This window comes from Amorphoplanes friuliensis DSM 7358, from assembly GCF_000494755.1.
Lineage (GTDB): Bacteria > Actinomycetota > Actinomycetes > Mycobacteriales > Micromonosporaceae > Actinoplanes > Actinoplanes friuliensis.
Window position 1 is genome coordinate 6,519,189 of record NC_022657.1, and the last position, 18,312, is coordinate 6,537,500.

12 protein-coding genes, 2 rRNA genes and 1 pseudogene are annotated in these 18,312 nt (G+C 69.7%); 5 read left to right on the forward strand and 10 right to left on the reverse strand.

The genetic code is table 11. The features are described 5' to 3' along the window. Nucleotides 1-170: 170 nt before the first annotated feature. The 6 genes and pseudogenes from tnpB to AFR_RS47335 form a co-directional block, all read right to left on the reverse strand. Nucleotides 171-1,490, reverse strand: coding sequence for an IS607 family element RNA-guided endonuclease TnpB (gene tnpB / locus AFR_RS30060; RefSeq protein ID WP_052359509.1), 1,320 nt, complete (start codon nt 1,488-1,490; stop codon nt 171-173). 73 nt (nt 1,491-1,563) lie between these two features. Then, nucleotides 1,564-3,321, reverse strand: a complete 1,758-nt coding sequence (gene recN, locus AFR_RS30065; RefSeq protein WP_023560585.1) for a DNA repair protein RecN — start codon at nt 3,319-3,321, stop codon at nt 1,564-1,566. Nucleotides 3,322-3,454: 133 nt separating this feature from the next. After that, the gene (locus AFR_RS30070) at nt 3,455-4,342 is read right to left on the reverse strand and encodes an NAD kinase (RefSeq protein ID WP_041841249.1); all 888 of its coding nucleotides are present in this window, start codon (nt 4,340-4,342) and stop codon (nt 3,455-3,457) included. Then, a complete protein-coding gene (locus tag AFR_RS30075; protein WP_023560587.1) occupies nt 4,339-5,199 on the reverse strand; it encodes a TlyA family RNA methyltransferase in 861 nt (286 codons plus the stop codon). Before AFR_RS30075 ends, AFR_RS30070 begins: the two co-directional genes overlap by 4 nt. A gap of 29 nt (nt 5,200-5,228) precedes the next feature. Continuing rightward, on the reverse strand, nt 5,229-5,588 hold the full coding sequence (locus tag AFR_RS30080; RefSeq protein WP_023560588.1) for a hypothetical protein: 360 nt from the start codon (nt 5,586-5,588) through the stop codon (nt 5,229-5,231). A 341-nt stretch (nt 5,589-5,929) separates the two neighbouring features. After that, nucleotides 5,930-6,424, reverse strand: a pseudogene (locus AFR_RS47335) (phasin family protein); the annotation flags it as partial. A 122-nt stretch (nt 6,425-6,546) separates the two neighbouring features. Between AFR_RS47335 and AFR_RS30090 the strand changes: the two are divergent. The 5 genes from AFR_RS30090 to AFR_RS30115 all read left to right on the forward strand — a co-directional run bounded on the left by AFR_RS30090 (nt 6,547) and on the right by AFR_RS30115 (nt 10,789). After that, nucleotides 6,547-6,882: an SCP2 sterol-binding domain-containing protein gene (locus tag AFR_RS30090; protein WP_023560590.1), complete on the forward strand. Its 336-nt coding sequence runs from the start codon at nt 6,547-6,549 to the stop codon at nt 6,880-6,882. 89 nt (nt 6,883-6,971) lie between these two features. After that, nucleotides 6,972-7,862, forward strand: coding sequence for an ABC transporter ATP-binding protein (locus AFR_RS30095; protein WP_023560591.1), 891 nt, complete (start codon nt 6,972-6,974; stop codon nt 7,860-7,862). Continuing rightward, nucleotides 7,855-8,676 carry an ABC transporter permease gene (locus tag AFR_RS30100; protein ID WP_023560592.1) on the forward strand — a complete coding sequence of 274 codons (822 nt, stop codon included), beginning with the start codon at nt 7,855-7,857 and terminating at the stop codon, nt 8,674-8,676. Before AFR_RS30095 ends, AFR_RS30100 begins: the two co-directional genes overlap by 8 nt. A gap of 5 nt (nt 8,677-8,681) precedes the next feature. Continuing rightward, nucleotides 8,682-9,965, forward strand: coding sequence for a sensor histidine kinase (locus AFR_RS44125; protein ID WP_023560593.1), 1,284 nt, complete (start codon nt 8,682-8,684; stop codon nt 9,963-9,965). Between the two features lie 149 nt (nt 9,966-10,114). Then, nucleotides 10,115-10,789 (forward strand): response regulator transcription factor, encoded by a 675-nt coding sequence (locus AFR_RS30115; protein WP_041841250.1) that lies wholly within the window; start codon nt 10,115-10,117, stop codon nt 10,787-10,789. A 78-nt stretch (nt 10,790-10,867) separates the two neighbouring features. Here AFR_RS30115 and AFR_RS30120 read toward each other — a convergent pair whose 3' ends face one another. From AFR_RS30120 to AFR_RS30140, 4 genes are all read right to left on the reverse strand, one after another. After that, complete coding sequence (locus AFR_RS30120; RefSeq protein ID WP_023560595.1) at nt 10,868-11,851, reverse strand: HAD-IIA family hydrolase; 984 nt, start codon at nt 11,849-11,851, stop codon at nt 10,868-10,870. After that, nucleotides 11,848-12,771 carry a tetratricopeptide repeat protein gene (locus tag AFR_RS48500; protein ID WP_023560596.1) on the reverse strand — a complete coding sequence of 308 codons (924 nt, stop codon included), beginning with the start codon at nt 12,769-12,771 and terminating at the stop codon, nt 11,848-11,850. Before AFR_RS48500 ends, AFR_RS30120 begins: the two co-directional genes overlap by 4 nt. Before the next feature lie 2,215 nt (nt 12,772-14,986). Then, nucleotides 14,987-15,103, reverse strand: a 5S ribosomal RNA gene (rrf, locus tag AFR_RS30135). Nucleotides 15,104-15,195: 92 nt separating this feature from the next. Next, a 23S ribosomal RNA gene (locus AFR_RS30140) occupies nt 15,196-18,306 on the reverse strand. Between the last annotated feature and the right edge of the window lie 6 nt (nt 18,307-18,312).

Consider the following 18,312-nt stretch of genomic DNA (forward strand, 5'->3'; position numbering starts at 1 on the left):
CATGCACAAGGTCACCAACAAATGCGACAAATTGCCGTCACTCGGAGCGGCGGTGGTGGTGATGGGGGTTCTTGTCGTCGTCGTTGTCACCGTTCGCGAGCCGTTACCTTTCAGTGCGCTTTAGTGAGCACACGGTTGGTAGTCCCGCCTTGCGGAGGGACGGTCCCGGTCTAACCGACTGGTGTCGTGCCGGGTTGACGCTTCGTAGCCACCTGCCCGCGTGTGCGGGGCTTCTGGTCGGCTCCACGTCCTGCCACCGGGCCACTCCCGGCGGTGTCGAACTGCGCCGCGAGGGCGGCCAGGTTGAGTGCGGCGTTGCGGTCGCGGTCGATGATCAGGCCGCATGCCTGGCAGTGGTACTCGCGCTCGGACAGGGCCAGCTTGGCTTTCACCGTGCCGCATGCCGAGCAAGTTTTCGAGGATGCATACCAGCGGTCGGCGATCAGCAGCCGGCCGCCGTTCCACCCGGTCTTGTAAGCGAGCTGGCGGCGGATCTCGGCGAACCCGGCGTCGGCGATATGCCGGGCCAGGCGACGGTTGCGCAGCATGCCGGTGACGTTGAGGTCCTCGACCACGATCGTGTGGTGCTCGCGGGTGAGGCGGGTGGTCAGCTTGTGCAGCCCGTCGCGGCGCAGATTACTCACCCGGGTGTGCGCACCTCCGAGCCGGGCCGCGGCCTGTTCCCAGCGTTTCGACGGGCGGCGGCCGGTACGCCGGTCCGGTCCGGTCTTGCGCGACAGGGCCCGGGCAAGCGAGCGCATCCGCTGCTGCGCGGCCACGAGGTGCCGCGGGTTGTCGATGAGTTCGCCGGTGGACAGCACGGCGAGGGTTTTGATCCCGACGTCGACACCGACCACGCTGGCGGGCCGGGCCGGTATGTGTTCGGCCCGCTCGACCTCGACGGTGAACGACACGTGCCAGCGTCCCCGGTCACGACGCACCGTGGCGGACATGATCCGCGCGGTCCCAAGGTCGAGGCGCCGGGCGAGTTTGCGGGCCGACTCGTGCAGCTTCAACCGGCCCAGCCGCGGGAGGACGACGTGCATGCGGTCGGGCTCGACCCGGATCGACCCGGTCGTGAACCGCACCGATGGTGTGGTGCGGCGCCGGGACTTGAACCGGGGGAAACCGACCGGCCGCCCAGCGCGTGTGCCGGTGCGGGAGCCGGCCCAGTTCTTCAGGCCGCGGGCCAGTGCGTCCAGTCCGGTGTTGAACGCCTCTTTGGACACCTCGGGCCACCACGGCGCCACCTGTGGTTTTGCCTGGTTCCACGCCTTACGCAGCCCGGCGAGCGACCAGGACAAAGGCGGCGTCAGCAACTCGCCGGGCACGCCGTAGGAACTCTCGGCTGTCCGTTGGTCCATCACCGCCTTGGCCCTGGCCAATGCCCAGTTGTGCGCGACCCGGGCAGCCCCGGCATGCGCGAGGACGTCACGTTCCTGACCGGGAGTGAGATCAAGCGCGAACCGATACGCCTGAACCGCCTTCACGCCGACCCGCCTGCGGTCACGGCCTCGACCGCACGCCGGGACACGGCTTGCCGCGCCGGGCGGTTGCGCACGATCAGCCGCGCTTTTCCCGGTCGGCGACCGCGAGCAACTCCTCCGCGTGCGCGATACCCAGGTCGGAGTCGGGCAGACCGGCCAGCATCCGGGCCAGCTCGCGCGCCCGCTCGGTCTCCTCGACGATGCGCACCCCGCTGGTGGTGATCGCGCCGCCGGTGTCCTTGGCGACGACCAGGTGCCGGTCGGCGAACGCGGCCACCTGCGGCAGGTGCGTCACGACCAATACCTGGTGGGTGCGGGCCAGCCGGGCCAGCCGGCGGCCGATCTCGACCGCGGCCTGACCACCGACACCGGCGTCGACCTCGTCGAAGACCAGCGTCGGCGGGCCACCGGCACCGGCGAAGACGACCTCTATGGCCAGCATGACCCGCGACAGCTCACCGCCGGACGCACCCTTCTGCAGCGGCAGGGCCGGTGCACCGGGATGGGCGATAAGCCGCAGCTCGATGTCGTCGCCGCCGTCGGGGCCGACGGCCACCTCGGAGCCGTCGACGGTCACGGTCGGCTCGTCACGGCCGGGCACCCGCGGCTGCACCGCGATCTCGACCCGTGCGTGCGGCATGGCCAGACCGGCCAGCTCGACGCTGACCTGTCCGGCGAAGCGCCCGGCGGCCTCGACGCGGGCGGCGGTCAGCCGCCCGGCCAGCTCGCCGACGCTCGCCGCGAGACGGACACGTTCCTTGTCGAGCTCCTCGAGCAGCTCGTCGGAGTTGTCCAGGGCGGCCAGCCGGGTGCGGGCGTTCTCCGCCCAGGCGATGACGCCCTCGACATCGTCGGCGTATTTGCGGGTCAGTGCGCGCAGCGCCGCCCGTCGTTCGTAGATGACCTCGAGGCGGGCCGGGTCGGCGTCCAGCGCGCTGAGGTAGGCCGACAGCTCCGCGGAGACGTCACCCACGAGGGTGGCGGCCTCCTCGACGCGGGCGGCGAGCTCCCCCAGAGCCGGATCCACCGTGGCCTGCGCTTCCAGCGTGCGCCGGGCGGTGCCCAGCAGCGACGTCGCGTCGGGGGTCTCCTCGGTGGCCTCTTCCCCACCGGCGAGCGCCTGGGCGGCCAGTGCCGCGGCCGTACGCAGACCCTCGGCGTGCTCGAGTCGCTGCACCTCGGCGCGCAGGTCGTCGTCCTCACCGGGCTGCGGGTCGACCCGGCTGATCTCGTCGAGACCCAGGGTGAGCAGGTCGGCCTCCTGGTTGCGCTCGCGGGCGTGGCGGCGGCGGTCGGCCAGATCCTCGACCACGGCCCGCCAGCGGGCGAACGACTCCCGGTAGGTCTCCAGCAGCTTCTCGTGCTCGGGACCGGCAAAACGGTCGAGCGCCGCGCGCTGCTCCGACGGGCGCAGCAGGCGCAGCTGGTCGGACTGCCCGTGCACGGCCACGACCTGCTCGCCGACCTCGCCGAGCATCGCCACCGGCATGCTGCGGCCACCGACGTGCGCCCGCGAGCGGCCCTCGATGGTCACCGTGCGGCTGAGCAGCACCGAACCGTCGTCGTCCATCTCGCCACCGGCGTCGGTGATGCGCGTCTGCACCGCGTCACCCAGCGTGCCCTCGAGGCGCAGCCGTCCCTCGACCACGGCACGTCCGGGGTCGGCGCGCACCCGGCCGGCGTCGGCGCGGCCACCGAAGAGCAGTCCGAGCCCGGTCACCACCATCGTCTTGCCGGCACCGGTCTCACCGGTGATGGCATTCATGCCCGTGGTCAGCCGCAGCGTCGTGTCGTCGATGACGCCGAGCCCGGTGATGCGCAGTTCCTCCAGCACAGGCCGAAGGGTATCGGTGCCCACCGACAATTGCCCACCGCACCCGGCCGCCGAGATCTGTTCGCGACGCAGCGGACCGGGCGGCCGGCCTGCGAACGGGTGCGGGCCGGGCCCGGCCACGGTTACTGCTCGATCAGCGTCGATTCCCCCGCCAGCCGTCCACCGGCAGACCGAACTTCGCCACCAGCGTGTCGGTGAACGGCCGCGGCGCGAGCCGGACCAGGCGTACCGGAAGCTCCCCGCGCTGGACCGTGACCTGCGCACCAGGCGGCAGATCCCAGGTCCGGCGCCCGTCGCAGCACAGCACCGCGAAGGACGTGTACGGGTCGACGGTCAGCACGAACACCGACGTCGGCGCCGTCACCAGCGGCTTGCTGAAGAGCGCGTGCGCGCTGATCGGCACCAGCAGCAGCGCCTCGACCTCGGGCCAGACGACCGGGCCACCACCGGAGAACGCGTACGCGGTGGAACCCGTCGGTGTGGCGCACACGACACCGTCGCAGCCGTACCGCGACAGGGGCCGGCCGTCGACGTCGACGAGCAGCTCGAGCATCTGGGCCCGCTGGCCCTTCTCGACGCTGACCTCGTTGAGCGCCCACGAGTCGGCGATGAGCCGCCCGTCGTACTCGGCGCGGACGTCGAGGGTGAGGCGTTCGTCCACGGTGTAGTCGCCGGCGACGATGTCGCGCACCGTCTGGTCGATCGTGCTCAGCTCGGCCTCGGCCAGGAAGCCGACCTTGCCGAGGTTGACCCCGAGCAGCGGCGTCTTGGCCGGGCGGGCCAGCTCGGCGGCGCGCAGGAACGTCCCGTCGCCACCGAGCGCGATGACGATCTCGGCGCCCTCCGCGGCCGTCGGGTCGTCGACAGGGGTCACACCGGCGGGCAGCTCGAGGTCGGCGACCTCCTGCGCGATGACGCGTACCTCAAAACCGGCCTCGACCAGATCACGGGCAACGGTCTGGGCATGCTGTGTGCTCTGCCGTCGACCGGTGTGGGTGACCAACAACGCGGACCGCGTCACGAATCCTCCAGAGGGGGCGAAACCGGCGGCAATGCCGGCCCGGCGGAGGCTACCGCGCCGGACGGGCCGGCGGCGACCACGGCCTGGACGTGACTCTCGTCCGCGGGCGGCGCACCGCGACGGAACCACAGGAAGAACTCGACGTTCCCGCTCGGCCCCGGCAGCGGGCTCGCGGCGACCCCGGCGACACCCAGCCCCAGCTGAGCGCCGGTGGCGGCCACGTCGAGGACCGCCTCGGCCCGCAGCAGCGGATCGCGCACGACCCCGCCGGAGCCGACACGTTCCTTGCCGACCTCGAACTGCGGCTTGACCATCAGCGCGAGATCACCGTCGGGCCCGGTGCAGGCGGCCAGCGCGGGCAGCACCAGCCGCAACGAGATGAACGACAGATCCGCCACCGTGAGATCGACCGGCCCGCCGAGCATGTCGGGTGTCAGAGTGCGCACATTGGTGCGTTCCATGACAGAAACCCGCTCATCGGTGCGCAACGGCCAGGCCAGCTGCCCGTAGCCGACGTCGACGGCGTAGACGTGCCCGGCGCCCTCGCGCAGCAGCACGTCGGTGAAACCCCCGGTGGAGGCGCCCGCGTCCAGGCAGCGCCGCCCCTTGACCACCAGGCCGTCGAAGGCCGCGAGCGCCCCGGCGAGCTTGTGGCTGCCCCGGGACACGTACTCAGTGGCCGGATCGTCGCCGGTCACGATCACCGGATCGGCGGGGTCGATCATCGTGGCGACCTTCTGCGCCACGGTGCCACGCACCTGCACGCGGCCGGCCGCGACCAGCGAGGCCGCCTGCTCCCGCGACCGGGCCAGCTTGCGGCGGACGAGCTCGGTGTCGAGACGCGCACGGCGGGCCATCAGATCAAAACCTTCTCATCGGTACGGGCTCAGCGGTCGATGCTCGCCAGAGTCTCCTGCAGCACCTGATGCGCAGCCTCGTACTCGGCGATCTGGTCGGCCGGGGCGAGGGCGGCGGCATTGGCCAGCGACTGCAGCACGGCGTCGACGGCGGGATGGCCGGTGCCGCCACCGTCCGGCGGGCTGACCGCCGGGGGCTGCTGCGGGCTGTACTGCTGGGGCTGCTGCGGGCTGTGCTGCGGCTCGGGGCGGTAGGCCGGGGCCTGGGGCTGAGCCTGGGGCTGCGGCGGGCCCGGGCGGAAGCCTCCCGGGGGCGGTCCCGGGCGGAAACCGCCGGACGGCGGGCCCGGACGCGGGTTCACGGGCGGCTGCTGGTTCGGGTACGTCACGGCGTGGCCTCCGGCGCGGCGGGGTCAGTGGACTTGCGAGCCGCCTTCTTGGCGACGGTGGCCTTCGCGGCCTTGGCGGTCTTGCCCGGGGCGACGTTGGAGGCCACGGTCGCGGGCGTCACCTCGGCGGCCGGCGCCGTCTTCTTGGCGACCGCCTTCTTCGCCGGGACCTTCTTGGCGGCGGTCTTCCTGGCCGGCGGCAGCTCGGTCGCGGCCGCGGCTTCCTTCACCGCCGCGGTCGGCGCGGCCGCGGTCCCGGCCGGCGTCTCCGCCGACGTGGTCGTGCCCGCTGCCTTCTTCGCCGGCGGTGCCGACTTCGCAGCCGTCTTGGCCGTCTTGACTGGCGCGTTGGCCGGTGCCGTCTTTACCGGCGCGTTGCTCGCCGGTGCCGCCGCTGCCGCGGGCATCGCGTTCGGGGTCGCCTTGACCGCCTTCTTCGCGACCGCCTTCTTGGCCACGGCCTTCTTCGCCGGCGGAACCACCTCGGCCGGGCCCGGCTCGGCCAGCGTCACCTCGTCGGCCTCTGCGGCACCCGAGCGCGCCTCGCGCAGCTGCCGCTCCAGGTCACGCACACGCGTGGTCAGGTCGGACACCTCGTCGGCCGTCGCCAGCCCCACGAGGCCGAGCGCACGGTCCACCTCGTAGCGCACGATGTTGGTCAGCGCCTCGCGGTTGGCCACGCCGGTCGACATCAGGTCCTCGACCAGGCCCTGCAACTGCACCGCCGTTGCGCCGCCGCGGTTGACCAGGTCGCCCGCGACCTGCTGGGCCTTCTTACGGGGGGCCTCGGTCAATCCGAGCGCCAGCTCCAGATACGCCCGCCATGCGTCCTGCATGTGTCGCTCCTCTCCAACTCCCGCCACGCTTTTCGCAGCTGTCACGCTACCGGGCTTACCCGCAGGTGCATTGGGGTACCGTGCGGTGCGTCGAGGTCGTGTCGCACCAGGAGGTAACCGAAGTGGCCAGCGTGGACGAGTGCCGGCAGGCATTGCACGATCTTGCCGCCCGGCTGGACGCCAACGCGGAGACCCGCGGCAAGCTCGATCTGGACCGCACCCTCGCCTGCCGCGTGACCGATCTCGGCACGGCGTTCCACGCCCGGCTCACCGGCGGCCGCCTGGTCGACATCACCGACGGCGACGACCCGAAGGCCAAGATCGCCCTGACCGCCGCCAGCGACGACCTGATCGCCCTGGTGACCGGCAAGCTCGACGTGACCAAGGCCGTCGCGTCCCGCCAGGTCTCGATCAAGGCCAACCCCTTCGACCTGCTCAAGCTGCGCAAACTCCTCTAGACCCACCCTCGTGTACGTCGGGAGGCGTACGCGAGAACCCGCACTGAGGACGACGCGGCCGCCCGGCGGCAGGGGCCACGATGGCTCCCATGACACCACCGGTCGAGACGCGCGGCCTCACCAAACGCTTCGGCGCCCTGACCGCCGTCGACACGCTGGACCTGACCGTGCACGCGGGCGAGGTCTACGGCTTCCTCGGCCCGAACGGTGCCGGCAAGACCACCACCCTGCGCATGCTGCTCGGCCTGATCCGCCCGACGGCGGGTGAGGTGCGGCTGTTCGGCGAACCACCCGGGCGCCTCGACGGCGTCGGGGCCCTCATCGAGGGGCCGGCCTTCTATCCCTATCTCAGCGGCCGCGACAACCTGCGGGTGATGGCCCGTCATGCCGGTGTCACACCGGACCGGGTCGCCGTGGTGCTCGAGCAGGTCGACCTGACCGGCCGCGCCCGCGACCGCTACAGCACCTATTCGCTCGGCATGAAGCAGCGTCTCGGTGTGGCCGCCGCCCTGCTCAAGGACCCGCGCCTGGTGATCCTCGACGAGCCCACCAACGGTCTCGACCCGGCCGGGATGGCGGACATGCGGCTGCTCGTGCGCCGCCTCGGTGCGTCCGGCTGCACGGTGCTGCTCTCCAACCACCTGATGACCGAGGTCCAGGAGCTGTGCGATCGCGTCGGCATCATCGCGGGCGGGCGGCTGATCGCCGAGAGCACCGTCGCCGAGCTGCGCGGTGACCGCACGCTGCGGCTGGTCGCCACTCCCCTGGACGCCGCCGCGGCCCGCGCCCGAACCCTGCTCGGCGCGGCCGCCGTCCGCATCACCGACGGCGGCCTCGATCTGGCCGTCACACCAGACCGCGCGGCCGAGGTGAACGCCACACTGGTCGGCGCGGGCATCGCAGTCAGCGAGCTGCGCCCCGAGGAACGCAGCCTGGAACAGGCCTTCTTCGCCCTGACCGGAGGCAACGGCAATGACTGACCACCTGCGCGCCGAGACCCTCAAACTCGTACGCCGCCCGGCGACCTGGGCCCTGCTCGCGATCGCGGTCGTCCTGAGCCTGACCTTCACCTACCTGATCCCGTGGGCCGGTTACGCGGGCGGCACCGGCGGCCCGCGCGCCGACCGCGGCCTGGCGGCGCTGCTGCCGGATCAGCTGGTGGGCAACTCGATCGGTGGTCTGCCGGTCTTCCTGGGCGCGCTGATGCTGATCCTCGGTGTGCTCACGGCCGGCGGCGAATACGCCTCGGGCACCTGGAAGACCGTGCTGACCCAGGACCCGTCCCGCCTGCGGGTCCACGCCGCCAAACTCGTCACCGTCGTTGGGGCGGCCCTGGCCGGGGTGCTCAGCGTCTTCGCCGCCGGCGCGCTGGCCAGTGTGGTCATCGCCCTGGCCGAGGACCGGGCGATCAGCTGGCCGGGCGCCGGTGACCTGCTGGCCGGCATCGCCGCCGGCTGGCTCATCGCGGCGATGTGGACGGTCTTCGGCACGCTGCTCGGCATCGCCCTGCGCGGCGTGGCACTGCCGGTCGGCCTGGGCCTGGTCTGGCTGCTCGCCGTGCAGAACCTGCTCGCGCTGATCGCCGCACCCCTGCTCGACTGGGTCGCCCAGGCCCAGAAGGTCCTGCCCGGCCCGAACGCCGGCTCCCTGGTCGCCGCGCTAGGAGCCGGCGCGGACACCCCCGGCGTCGAGGCCGTCGTCGGCAGCGGGCAGGCGGTGGTGGTCCTGATCGCCTACCTGCTGGCCTTCGCCGCGCTGGGCGGCCTGCTGCTGCGCCGTCGTGACATCCTGTGAACGCCATGAGAGGTGCGCGGAGCTACCTGCTCGACGGGCTGCTGGCCACGGGACTGCTGGCCATCGGTCTGGTCGGCACGGCACCCGCCGGCCGCAACCAGGACATCACGTCGATCTCCGCGTGGGCCTACGCCCTGGTGATCACGGCAGCGCTCGCCATGGCGTTGCGGCGGCTGGCCCCGACCACGGCCCTGACGGTCTGCGCGGCGGCGGTCAGCGTCTACCTGGTGGGCGGCTACCCGTTCGGGCCGATCCTGCTCAGCCTGGCCGTGGCGGTCTACACCGTCGGGGCGCACCGCCCGTTCCGCCAGGCCGCCATCGCCGCCTCCGCGGTGTACGCCGCAGTCGCCATCGGCGGCCTGACCGGCGGCGGCCTCGGACTGGACGCAGTGATCCCCCAGCTGGCCTGGATCGCCGGCCCCCTCGCAGTCGGCGTGACAGTCCGCTCCGGACGCGAGCAACAGCTCCAGAGCCGCCGCGACGAAGCCCGCCGCCAAGCCGACGCCGAACGCCTGCGCGTAGCCCAGGAGGTCCACGACGTCGTCGGCCACGGCCTAGCAGCCATCACGATGCAAGCGGAGATCGCCCTACACCTGCTGGCCAAGCAGTCCTCACAGGCCCCGCTGGCCCCGCAACCTTCCCAGCCCCCGCTGCCCCCGCAACCTTCGCAGCCCTCGCAGCCCTCGCAGCCCTCGCAGCCCTCGCAGCCCTCGCAGCCCTCGCAGCCCTCGCAGCCCTCGCAGCCCTCGCAGCCCTCGCAGGCCACGCAACCTACGCAGCCCTCGCAGCCCTCGCCGGTGGAGGCTGCTCTCGCCGCGATCAGCCGCACCAGCCGTGAGTCCCTCGATGAACTGCGCGCGACCCTCGGTGCCGTCCGCCGCGGCGACGACTTCGACGACCGTTCGCCGGTCGCCGGCCTGGCCCGCCTGCCCGCCCTGGTCGACCGCACCCGTGCCGTGGGCGTCCCGGTGAAGGTCGATGTGATCGGGCCGCTGGCCAACCTGCCGGTGGCGATCGACCTGGCGGCCTACCGCATCGTGCAGGAGTCCCTGACCAACGTCCTGCGCCACGCAGGCCCCGCCTCGGCATCGGTTTCGATCACGCGCACCGACGACCACGTCACCGTCTCGGTCAACGACACCGGCCGCGACGCCTACCCCACCGTCACCCCGGGCCACGGCCTGTCCGGCATGCAGGAACGCGTCTCCGCCCTCGGCGGCTCCCTCTCCGCGGGCCCCACCCCCGAGGGCGGCTTCACCGTCACCGCCGAACTCCCGGTTCCCCCTTGATCCCCATCGACGGCCAATCACCGGACTGCATGGCAACGCACGATGAGCACCGCAGCCATCCCGACCAGACGGAGGCAACACCGTGAACTCCACGCCCCCGGGCGCGCGATGACATCCGCACACCACCACCGACGGACGAAGGCCGTGCCGTGAGCGGCGCCGGGGGAAGGCCTGTCCGGGTGGTCATCGCCGACGACCAGGACCTGGTGCGGATCGGGTTGCGGGCGCTGCTGGAGAGCGAGGACGGCCTGGTTGTCGCCGGTGAGGCCGCCGACGGGCTCGACGCCGTCGAGGTCACCCGGAAGGAGCTTCCCGACGTGGTGCTGATGGACGTGCGGATGCCCGGCATCGACGGCATCGAGGCCACCCGCCGGATCGCCGCGGACCCGGAGCTGACCGGGACCCGGGTGATCGTGCTGACCACGTTCGAGATCGACGCCTACGTCTTCGACGCCCTGCGGCACGGCGCCAGCGGCTTTCTCACCAAGGACACCAAGCCCGCCGAGCTGATCCGGGCCATCCACCTCGTGGCGGCGGGTGAGGCGTTGCTGTCGCCGTCGGTCACGCGCCGGGTTGTCCGGGAGTTCGCGTCGCGGCCGGCGCGGGTGCTGCGCCCGCACCCGCGGCTGGGCGCCCTCACCGAGCGCGAACGGGAGATCGTGGGCCTGGTCGGTGAAGGTCTCAACAACGAGGAGATCGCCTCACGCCTGGTAGTGAGCCCAGCCACGGCCCGCACCCACGTCAGCCGGGCGATGGTCAAACTCCAGGCCCGCGACCGCGCCCAGCTCGTCGTCTTCGCGTACCAGTCCGGTCTGGTCGACTAGCGCTGACGCGCTTGACGACAGACGGCCTGTCCCGCGCCCCGGGTGGGGGCGCGGAACAGGCCGTCGGTGAAGCGTCGATCAGGCGGGCAGACCCCAGCCGGTGAGCAGGTCGCGGGCCTCGTCGGAGCAGGCCTTGACCTCACCACCGTTCCAGTACACGCCGGTGAGCAGGCGCAGGGCATCCACCGGCGTACCCGATCCGGTGAGCTTGCCGTCCGCCACCTGCCAGCCGCCGAGGGTGTCGGCGGTGACCGGGATGCGGGCGGCGTCGGCGTCGCCGAACAGACCCGACAGGTCGGCCGACACGAACGTCGGGCGACGCTCCGGCGGCGCCTGGAGCAGCTCGGCGGGGCCACTGACACCGGTCAGCACGAGCAAGCTGTCCATGCCGGCACCGACCGCACCCTCGATGTCGGTGTCGAGGCGGTCGCCGACGGCCAGCGGACGCTGCGACTTCGACAGCGACGCCGCCGTCTCGAACAGCGCCGGTGCCGGCTTGCCCACGACCACGTCCGGCTCGCGGTTCAGGGCCGTGCGCAGGACGCCGACCAGCGAACCGTTGCCCGGCAGCGGACCCCGCGGGCTCGGCAGGGTCCGGTCGGTGTTGGTCGCCATCCACAGCGCACCGGCACGAACGGCCAGCGACGCCTCGGCGAGGAGCTTCCAGCCGACGTCCGGGCCGAAGCCCTGCACCACGGCGACCGGCTTGTCCTCGAGCTTGTCCACCACGGTCAGGCCGGCGTCGCGGACCTCGGCCCGCAGCGCCTCCGCCCCGACCACCAGCACGGGCGCACCCGCGGGCAGCCGCTCGGCGAGCATCGCGGCCGACGCGCCGGCCGAGGTGAGGACCTCGCCGGCGGCGGCGGACACGCCCATGCCCTCGAGCAGGGCGGCGACGTCGGCGGCGCGCCGCGACGCGTTGTTCGTCGCGTACGCGATCGCCGTGCCGGCCGAGCGCAGTCGCTCGACCGCCTCGGCCGCACCGTCGATCGGCTTGTCGATCAGGTAGATGACGCCGTCCAGGTCAAAGATGACCAGGTCGTACGTCTCGACCAGGCTCACGCCCCGGTCTCCTTGTCACCCTTCGCCACGTCGGCGGCGGGCTCGGTCCGGCTCAGGTCCTCGTCGGCGACGTCGGCGTCCTCGGGGTTCTCGTCGAGGTCCTCGTCACCCTCCGCGGCGTCGACCAGGTCGTCGTCCGCCTTGGCCTCGACCACCAGATCGTCCTCGTCATCCTCGTCGAGGGCGTCATCGTCGTCGGCCACGTTGTCGTCGAGGAACGCCTCGCCGGGCTGGCTCTCGTCCTCGACCTGCTCGTCGCCGGAACCCTGCTCGTCGTCGTCGACGTCGGCAGCGGAGGCGGTGGCCTCGGCGAGCTCTTCCTCGTCGTCGTCGTTGTCGTCACCCTCGATGGTGACGCCGTCGAGTTCGAGCAGACGCTCGGCCGCGTCGGTCAGGCTGTCCTGGTCGGCGGCAGCCGCCCGGGCGAACCACTCCCGCGCCTCGTCGCGCCGGCCGGCGGCCAGCAGCGCGTCGGCGTAGGCGTACCGCAGCCGGACCGCCCACTCGGCGTTCTCGTCCGAGGTCAGCTCGCGCACCTGCAGCATCGCCACGGCCGCCTCGTGCTGACCGAGGTCACCACGGGCGCCGGCCGCCACGATCAGGAGCTCGATCGCACCGTCCTTGTCCAGGGTCTCCTTGTCGGCACCCCGGTAAAGATCGATCGCCCGTTCCGGCCGTCCCAGCGCCCGCTCACAGTCGGCCAGCTCGGCCAGGTGGGTCTGCCGGCCCGTCATCCGATGGTACGTCCGCAGCTCCGCGATCGCCGTGGTCCAGTCCCCCGCGGCGTACGCGGCCAGCCCGACGGCTTCCCGCACAACCGCGATTCGCGACGCGAGGCGCCGGGCCGCGATGGCGTGCTGAAGCGCCAGCTCCGAGTCCTCGTCGATGATCTGCCCGGCGGCCACGAGGTGCCGTGCCACCCGGTCGGCGGTGTCCCGCGAGAGGCTCAGCAGCTCGGAGCGCACCTCCTTGTCGAGGTCGGTCGCCGCAATGTCCTCGGGAAGCTCGGGCGCCTGGAAGGCGGCCTGCTCTTCGCGCTCGACGAACGTGCCCTCACCCCGAGGCCCACGGTCGTCACGCGAACGCTCGTCGCGTGGTCCGCGGTCGTCCCGGGCCCCACGGTCATCACGCGGTCCGCGATCGTCACGGGGTCCGCGATCGTCGCGCGGTCCACGGTCGTCCCGGGGTCCACGGTCGTCACGCGGTCCGCGGTCATAGCGGAAGCCGCCGTCGCGCGGTCCACGGTCCTCGCGCGGTCCACGGTCCTCGCGGGGGGCGCGGTCGGTGCGGAAGCCACCCCGGTCGCCACCACCCTGGTAACCACCACGGTCACGGTCGCCACCACGGAAGCCGCCGCCCTGGGGACGGTCACTCTGCGGACGGTCGCCCTGCGGACGGTCACGGTCACCGCGGTAGCCGCCACCGGTGCGGTTGCCCGGCCGGTCACCACCGCTACGGAAGCCGCCCCGGTCGCCACCACCCTGGTACCCGCCACGGTCGCCCTGCGGACGGTCACCCTGGGGCCGGTCGCCGCGGTAGCCACCACCGGACCCGCCCTGGAAGCTGCTGCGCGGGCCACCCTCGGAGCGGTCTCCGCCCCGGAACCCGCCGCGGTCGCCGCCACCCTGGTAACCACCACGGTCACGGTCGCCACCACTGCGGAAGCCGCCGCGGTCGCCGCCACCCTGGTACCCGCCACGGTCGCCGCCCGAGGGACGGTCGCCACCACGGAACCCACCGCGGTCGCCGCCGCCCTGATAGCCGCCGCGGTCGCCACCGCTACGGAAGCCACCGCCCTGGGGACGGTCACCCTGAGGACGGTCGCCCTGGGGACGGTCGCCGCCACGGAAGCCGCCGCGGTCGCCGCCACCCTGATAGCCACCACGGTCACGGTCGCCACCACTACGGAAGCCACCACCCTGCGGACGGTCACCACCGCGGTATCCGCCCCGGTCGCCACCACCCTGGTACCCGCCACGGTCGCCGCCCGAGGGACGATCGCCGCCACGGAACCCACCGCGGTCGCCGCCACCCTGGTAACCACCACGGTCACGGTCACCACCACTACGGAAGCCGCCACGGTCGCCACCGCCCTGGTAACCACCACGGTCGCCGCCCGAGGGACGGTCGCCACCACTGCGGAAGCCGCCACCCTGGGGACGGTCACCCTGCGGACGGTCACCACCGCGGTATCCGCCCCGGTCGCCACCACCCTGATAGCCACCACGGTCGCCGCCCGAGGGACGGTCGCCACCACTGCGGAAGCCGCCACCCTGGGGACGGTCACCCTGGGGACGATCTCCGCCACGGAAGCCGCCGCGGTCGCCGCCGCCCTGGTAACCACCACGGTCACGGTCGCCACCGCTACGGAAGCCGCCACCCTGCGGACGATCACCACCGCTACGGAAGCCACCGCCCTGGGGACGGTCGCCGCTGCCGCGGTAACCACCACGGTCGCCGCCACCCTGATAGCCGCCGGACGAACCACCGCGGTCGCGGTCGCCGCCACGGAAGCCGCCCCGGTCGCCGCCACCCTGGTAACCACCACGGTCACGGTCGCCACCACTACGGAAGCCACCACCCTGCGGACGGTCACCACCACTGCGGAACCCGCCGCCCTGGGGACGGTCACCACCGCCACGGGAGCCACCACCCTGGGGACGGTCGCTGCTGCCGCGGTAACCACCGCGGTCGCCGCCACCCTGGTAGCCGCCCCGGTCGCCGCCGGCGCGGTTGCCGCCGCCGGAGTAACCGCCGCGGTCACGGTCGCCGCTGCGCGGGGCGCCCCGATCGCTGCCGGAGCGGAAGCCGCCTTCGCTGCGCGGGGCTCGGTCTCCCCGGTCACCACGGGGGTTCGCGTCGGAGCCTCCGTCGCGACCGCGGCCGTTCCGGCCTTCGTCGTCGCGGTTGCTGGAGCCGCCGTCCTGCGGTCCTGGGTTCACGGGTCAAGTCCTTCCAAGTTCGGCGTGGCCCTCAGTTCACGGGGCCGCCGGAGCACATCAAGGTTCACAACGGGGTGGATCAACTTGCTGATGGGGGCGCTGCGCGCGAGCCCATCCAACGCTACTAGGGGCCGGACGCACAAAAGCAGTCGAGGGCCAACCCCAATGGGGAAGGCCCTCGACTGTACGTTGAGTCCGGCGGCGTCCTACTCTCCCACACCCTCCCGAGTGCAGTACCATCGGCGCTGGAGGGCTTAGCTTCCGGGTTCGGAATGAGACCGGGCGTTTCCCCTCCGCTATAACCACCGAAACAGCTATCAGCGACACAACCATCCAACCCAAAACACTTGGGGTGGTTGTTTGCTGTGAATCACACAGTGGACGCGTAGCACAAAGTTTAGGGTAGTTAAGCCCTCGGCCTATTAGTACCGGTCGACTGAACCTATTACTAGGCTTACATCTCCGGCCTATCAACCCAGTAGTCTAGCTGGGAGCCTTACCCACTCAAGGTGGTGGGATACCTCATCTCGAAGCGAGCTTCCCGCTTAGATGCTTTCAGCGGTTATCCCTTCCGAACGTAGCCAACCAGCCGTGCCCCTGGCGGGACAACTGGCACACCAGAGGTTCGTCCGTCCCGGTCCTCTCGTACTAGGGACAGCCCTTCTCAAGTATCCAACGCGCACGGCGGATAGGGACCGAACTGTCTCACGACGTTCTAAACCCAGCTCGCGTACCGCTTTAATGGGCGAACAGCCCAACCCTTGGGACCTGCTACAGCCCCAGGATGCGACGAGCCGACATCGAGGTGCCAAACCATCCCGTCGATATGGACTCTTGGGGAAGATCAGCCTGTTATCCCCGGGGTACCTTTTATCCGTTGAGCGACACCGCTTCCACACGCAAGTGCCGGATCACTAGTCCCGACTTTCGTCCCTGCTCGACCTGTCAGTCTCACAGTCAAGCTCCCTTGTGTACTTACACTCAACACCTGATTGCCAACCAGGCTGAGGGAACCTTTGGGCGCCTCCGTTACCTTTTAGGAGGCAACCGCCCCAGTTAAACTACCCACCAGACACTGTCCCTCGACCCGATCAGGGCCGCAAGTTAGATACCCAAATCCAACAGAGTGGTATTTCAAGATTGCCTCCACCCGAACTGGCGTCCGGACTTCACAGGCTCCCACCTATCCTACACAATTACATTCGGATACCAATGTCAAGCTATAGTAAAGGTCCCGGGGTCTTTCCGTCCTGCCGCGCGTAACGAGCATCTTTACTCGTACTGCAATTTCGCCGGGCCTGTGGTTGAGACAGTGGGGAAGTCGTTACGCCATTCGTGCAGGTCGGAACTTACCCGACAAGGAATTTCGCTACCTTAGGATGGTTATAGTTACCACCGCCGTTTACTGGCGCTTAAGTTCTCCGCCTCGCCGTTGCCGGCTAACAGGTCCCCTTAACGTTCCAGCACCGGGCAGGCGTCAGTCCATATACATCGTCTTACGACTTGGCATGGACCTGTGTTTTTAGTAAACAGTCGCTTCCCCCTGCTCTCTGCGGCCATACCACGCTCCACCCGCAAGGGGCTTCACGCGTCCGGCCCCCCTTCTCCCTAAGTTACGGGGGCAATTTGCCGAGTTCCTTAACCACAGTTCGCCCGTCGCCTCGGTATTCTCTACCTGACCACCTGTGTCGGTTTGGGGTACGGGCCGCTCGGAACATCGCTAGAGGCTTTTCTCGGCAGCATAGGATCACTGACTTCACCTGAATCGGCTCGGCATCACGTCTCAGCCTTAATGCACCACGGATTTGCCTATGGCACGGCCTACACGCTTACCCCGGCACAACCACCGGCCGGGATCAGCTACCTTCCTGCGTCACCCCATCGCTAAACTACTACCAACCAGGGTCCCGGTCTCCTCACCATTGACCCGAAGGCCGCCGGCAAATCAAGCGGTTAGCATGGAAAGGTTCGTCTTGGGCGCTCCTTTGCGGGTACGGGAATATCAACCCGTTATCCATCGACTACGCCTCTCGGCCTCGCCTTAGGCCCCGACTCACCCAGGGCGGATTAGCCTGGCCCTGGAACCCTTGGTCATCCGGCGGAAGGGTTTCTCACCCTTCATTCGCTACTCATGCCTGCATTCTCACTCGTGTAGCGTCCACGGCTGGATCACTCCGCCGCTTCACCCGCCACACGACGCTCCCCTACCGATCCACACACCTGAACAACAACCTCAAGGATTGAAGCTAAGTTAATATGTGAATCCCACAGCTTCGGCGGTGTGCTTGAGCCCCGCTACATTGTCGGCGCGGAACCACTTGACCAGTGAGCTATTACGCACTCTTTAAAGGATGGCTGCTTCTAAGCCAACCTCCTGGTTGTCTGTGCGACCCCACATCCTTTTCCACTTAGCACACGCTTAGGGGCCTTAGCTGGTGATCTGGGCTGTTTCCCTCTCGACTACGAAGCTTATCCCCCGCAGTCTCACTGCCACGCTCTCACTTACCGGCATTCGGAGTTTGGCTGATTTCGGTAAGCTTGTGGGCCCCCTAGACCATCCAGTGCTCTACCTCCGGCAAGAAACACGCGACGCTGCACCTAAATGCATTTCGGGGAGAACCAGCTATCACGGAGTTTGATTGGCCTTTCACCCCTAACCACAGGTCATCCCCCAACTTTTCAACGTTGGTGGGTTCGGTCCTCCACGCAGTCTTACCCACGCTTCAACCTGCCCATGGCTAGATCACTCCGCTTCGGGTCTAGAACATGCGACTAAAAACGCCCTCTTCAGACTCGCTTTCGCTACGGCTACCCCACACGGGTTAACCTCGCCACATGCCACTAACTCGCAGGCTCATTCTTCAAAAGGCACGCCATCACCCCGAAAGGCTCTGACGGATTGTAGGCGAACGGTTTCAGGTACTATTTCACTCCCCTCCCGGGGTACTTTTCACCATTCCCTCACGGTACTCGTCCGCTATCGGTCACCAGGAAGTATTCAGCCTTACCAGGTGGTCCTGGCAGATTCACGGCAGATTACAGGAGTCCGCCGCTACTCGGGAACACCAAAAAGAGGCCACACATTTTCGTCTACCGGGCTCTCACCGTCTACGGCCGACTTTCCCACGTCGTTCGACTAACATGCGACTTTATAACTCTTCACCACACTGTCAGATGCGATAATTGGGTCCCACAACCCCCATGACGTAACCCCTGACAGGTATCACACGCCACAGGTTTAGGCTAGATCCGCTTTCGCTCGCCACTACTCACGGAATCACTGTTGTTTTCTCTTCCTACGGGTACTGAGATGTTTCACTTCCCCGCGTTCCCCCCATACACCCTATGAATTCAGATGCAGGTAACACGACATGACTCGTGCTAGGTTTCCCCATTCGGACACCCTGGGATCATAGCTTGGTTGACAGCTCCCCCAGGCCTATCGCGGCCTCCCACGTCCTTCATCGGCTCCTGGTGCCAAGGCATCCACCGTTCGCCCTTGACAACTTAACCTACAGA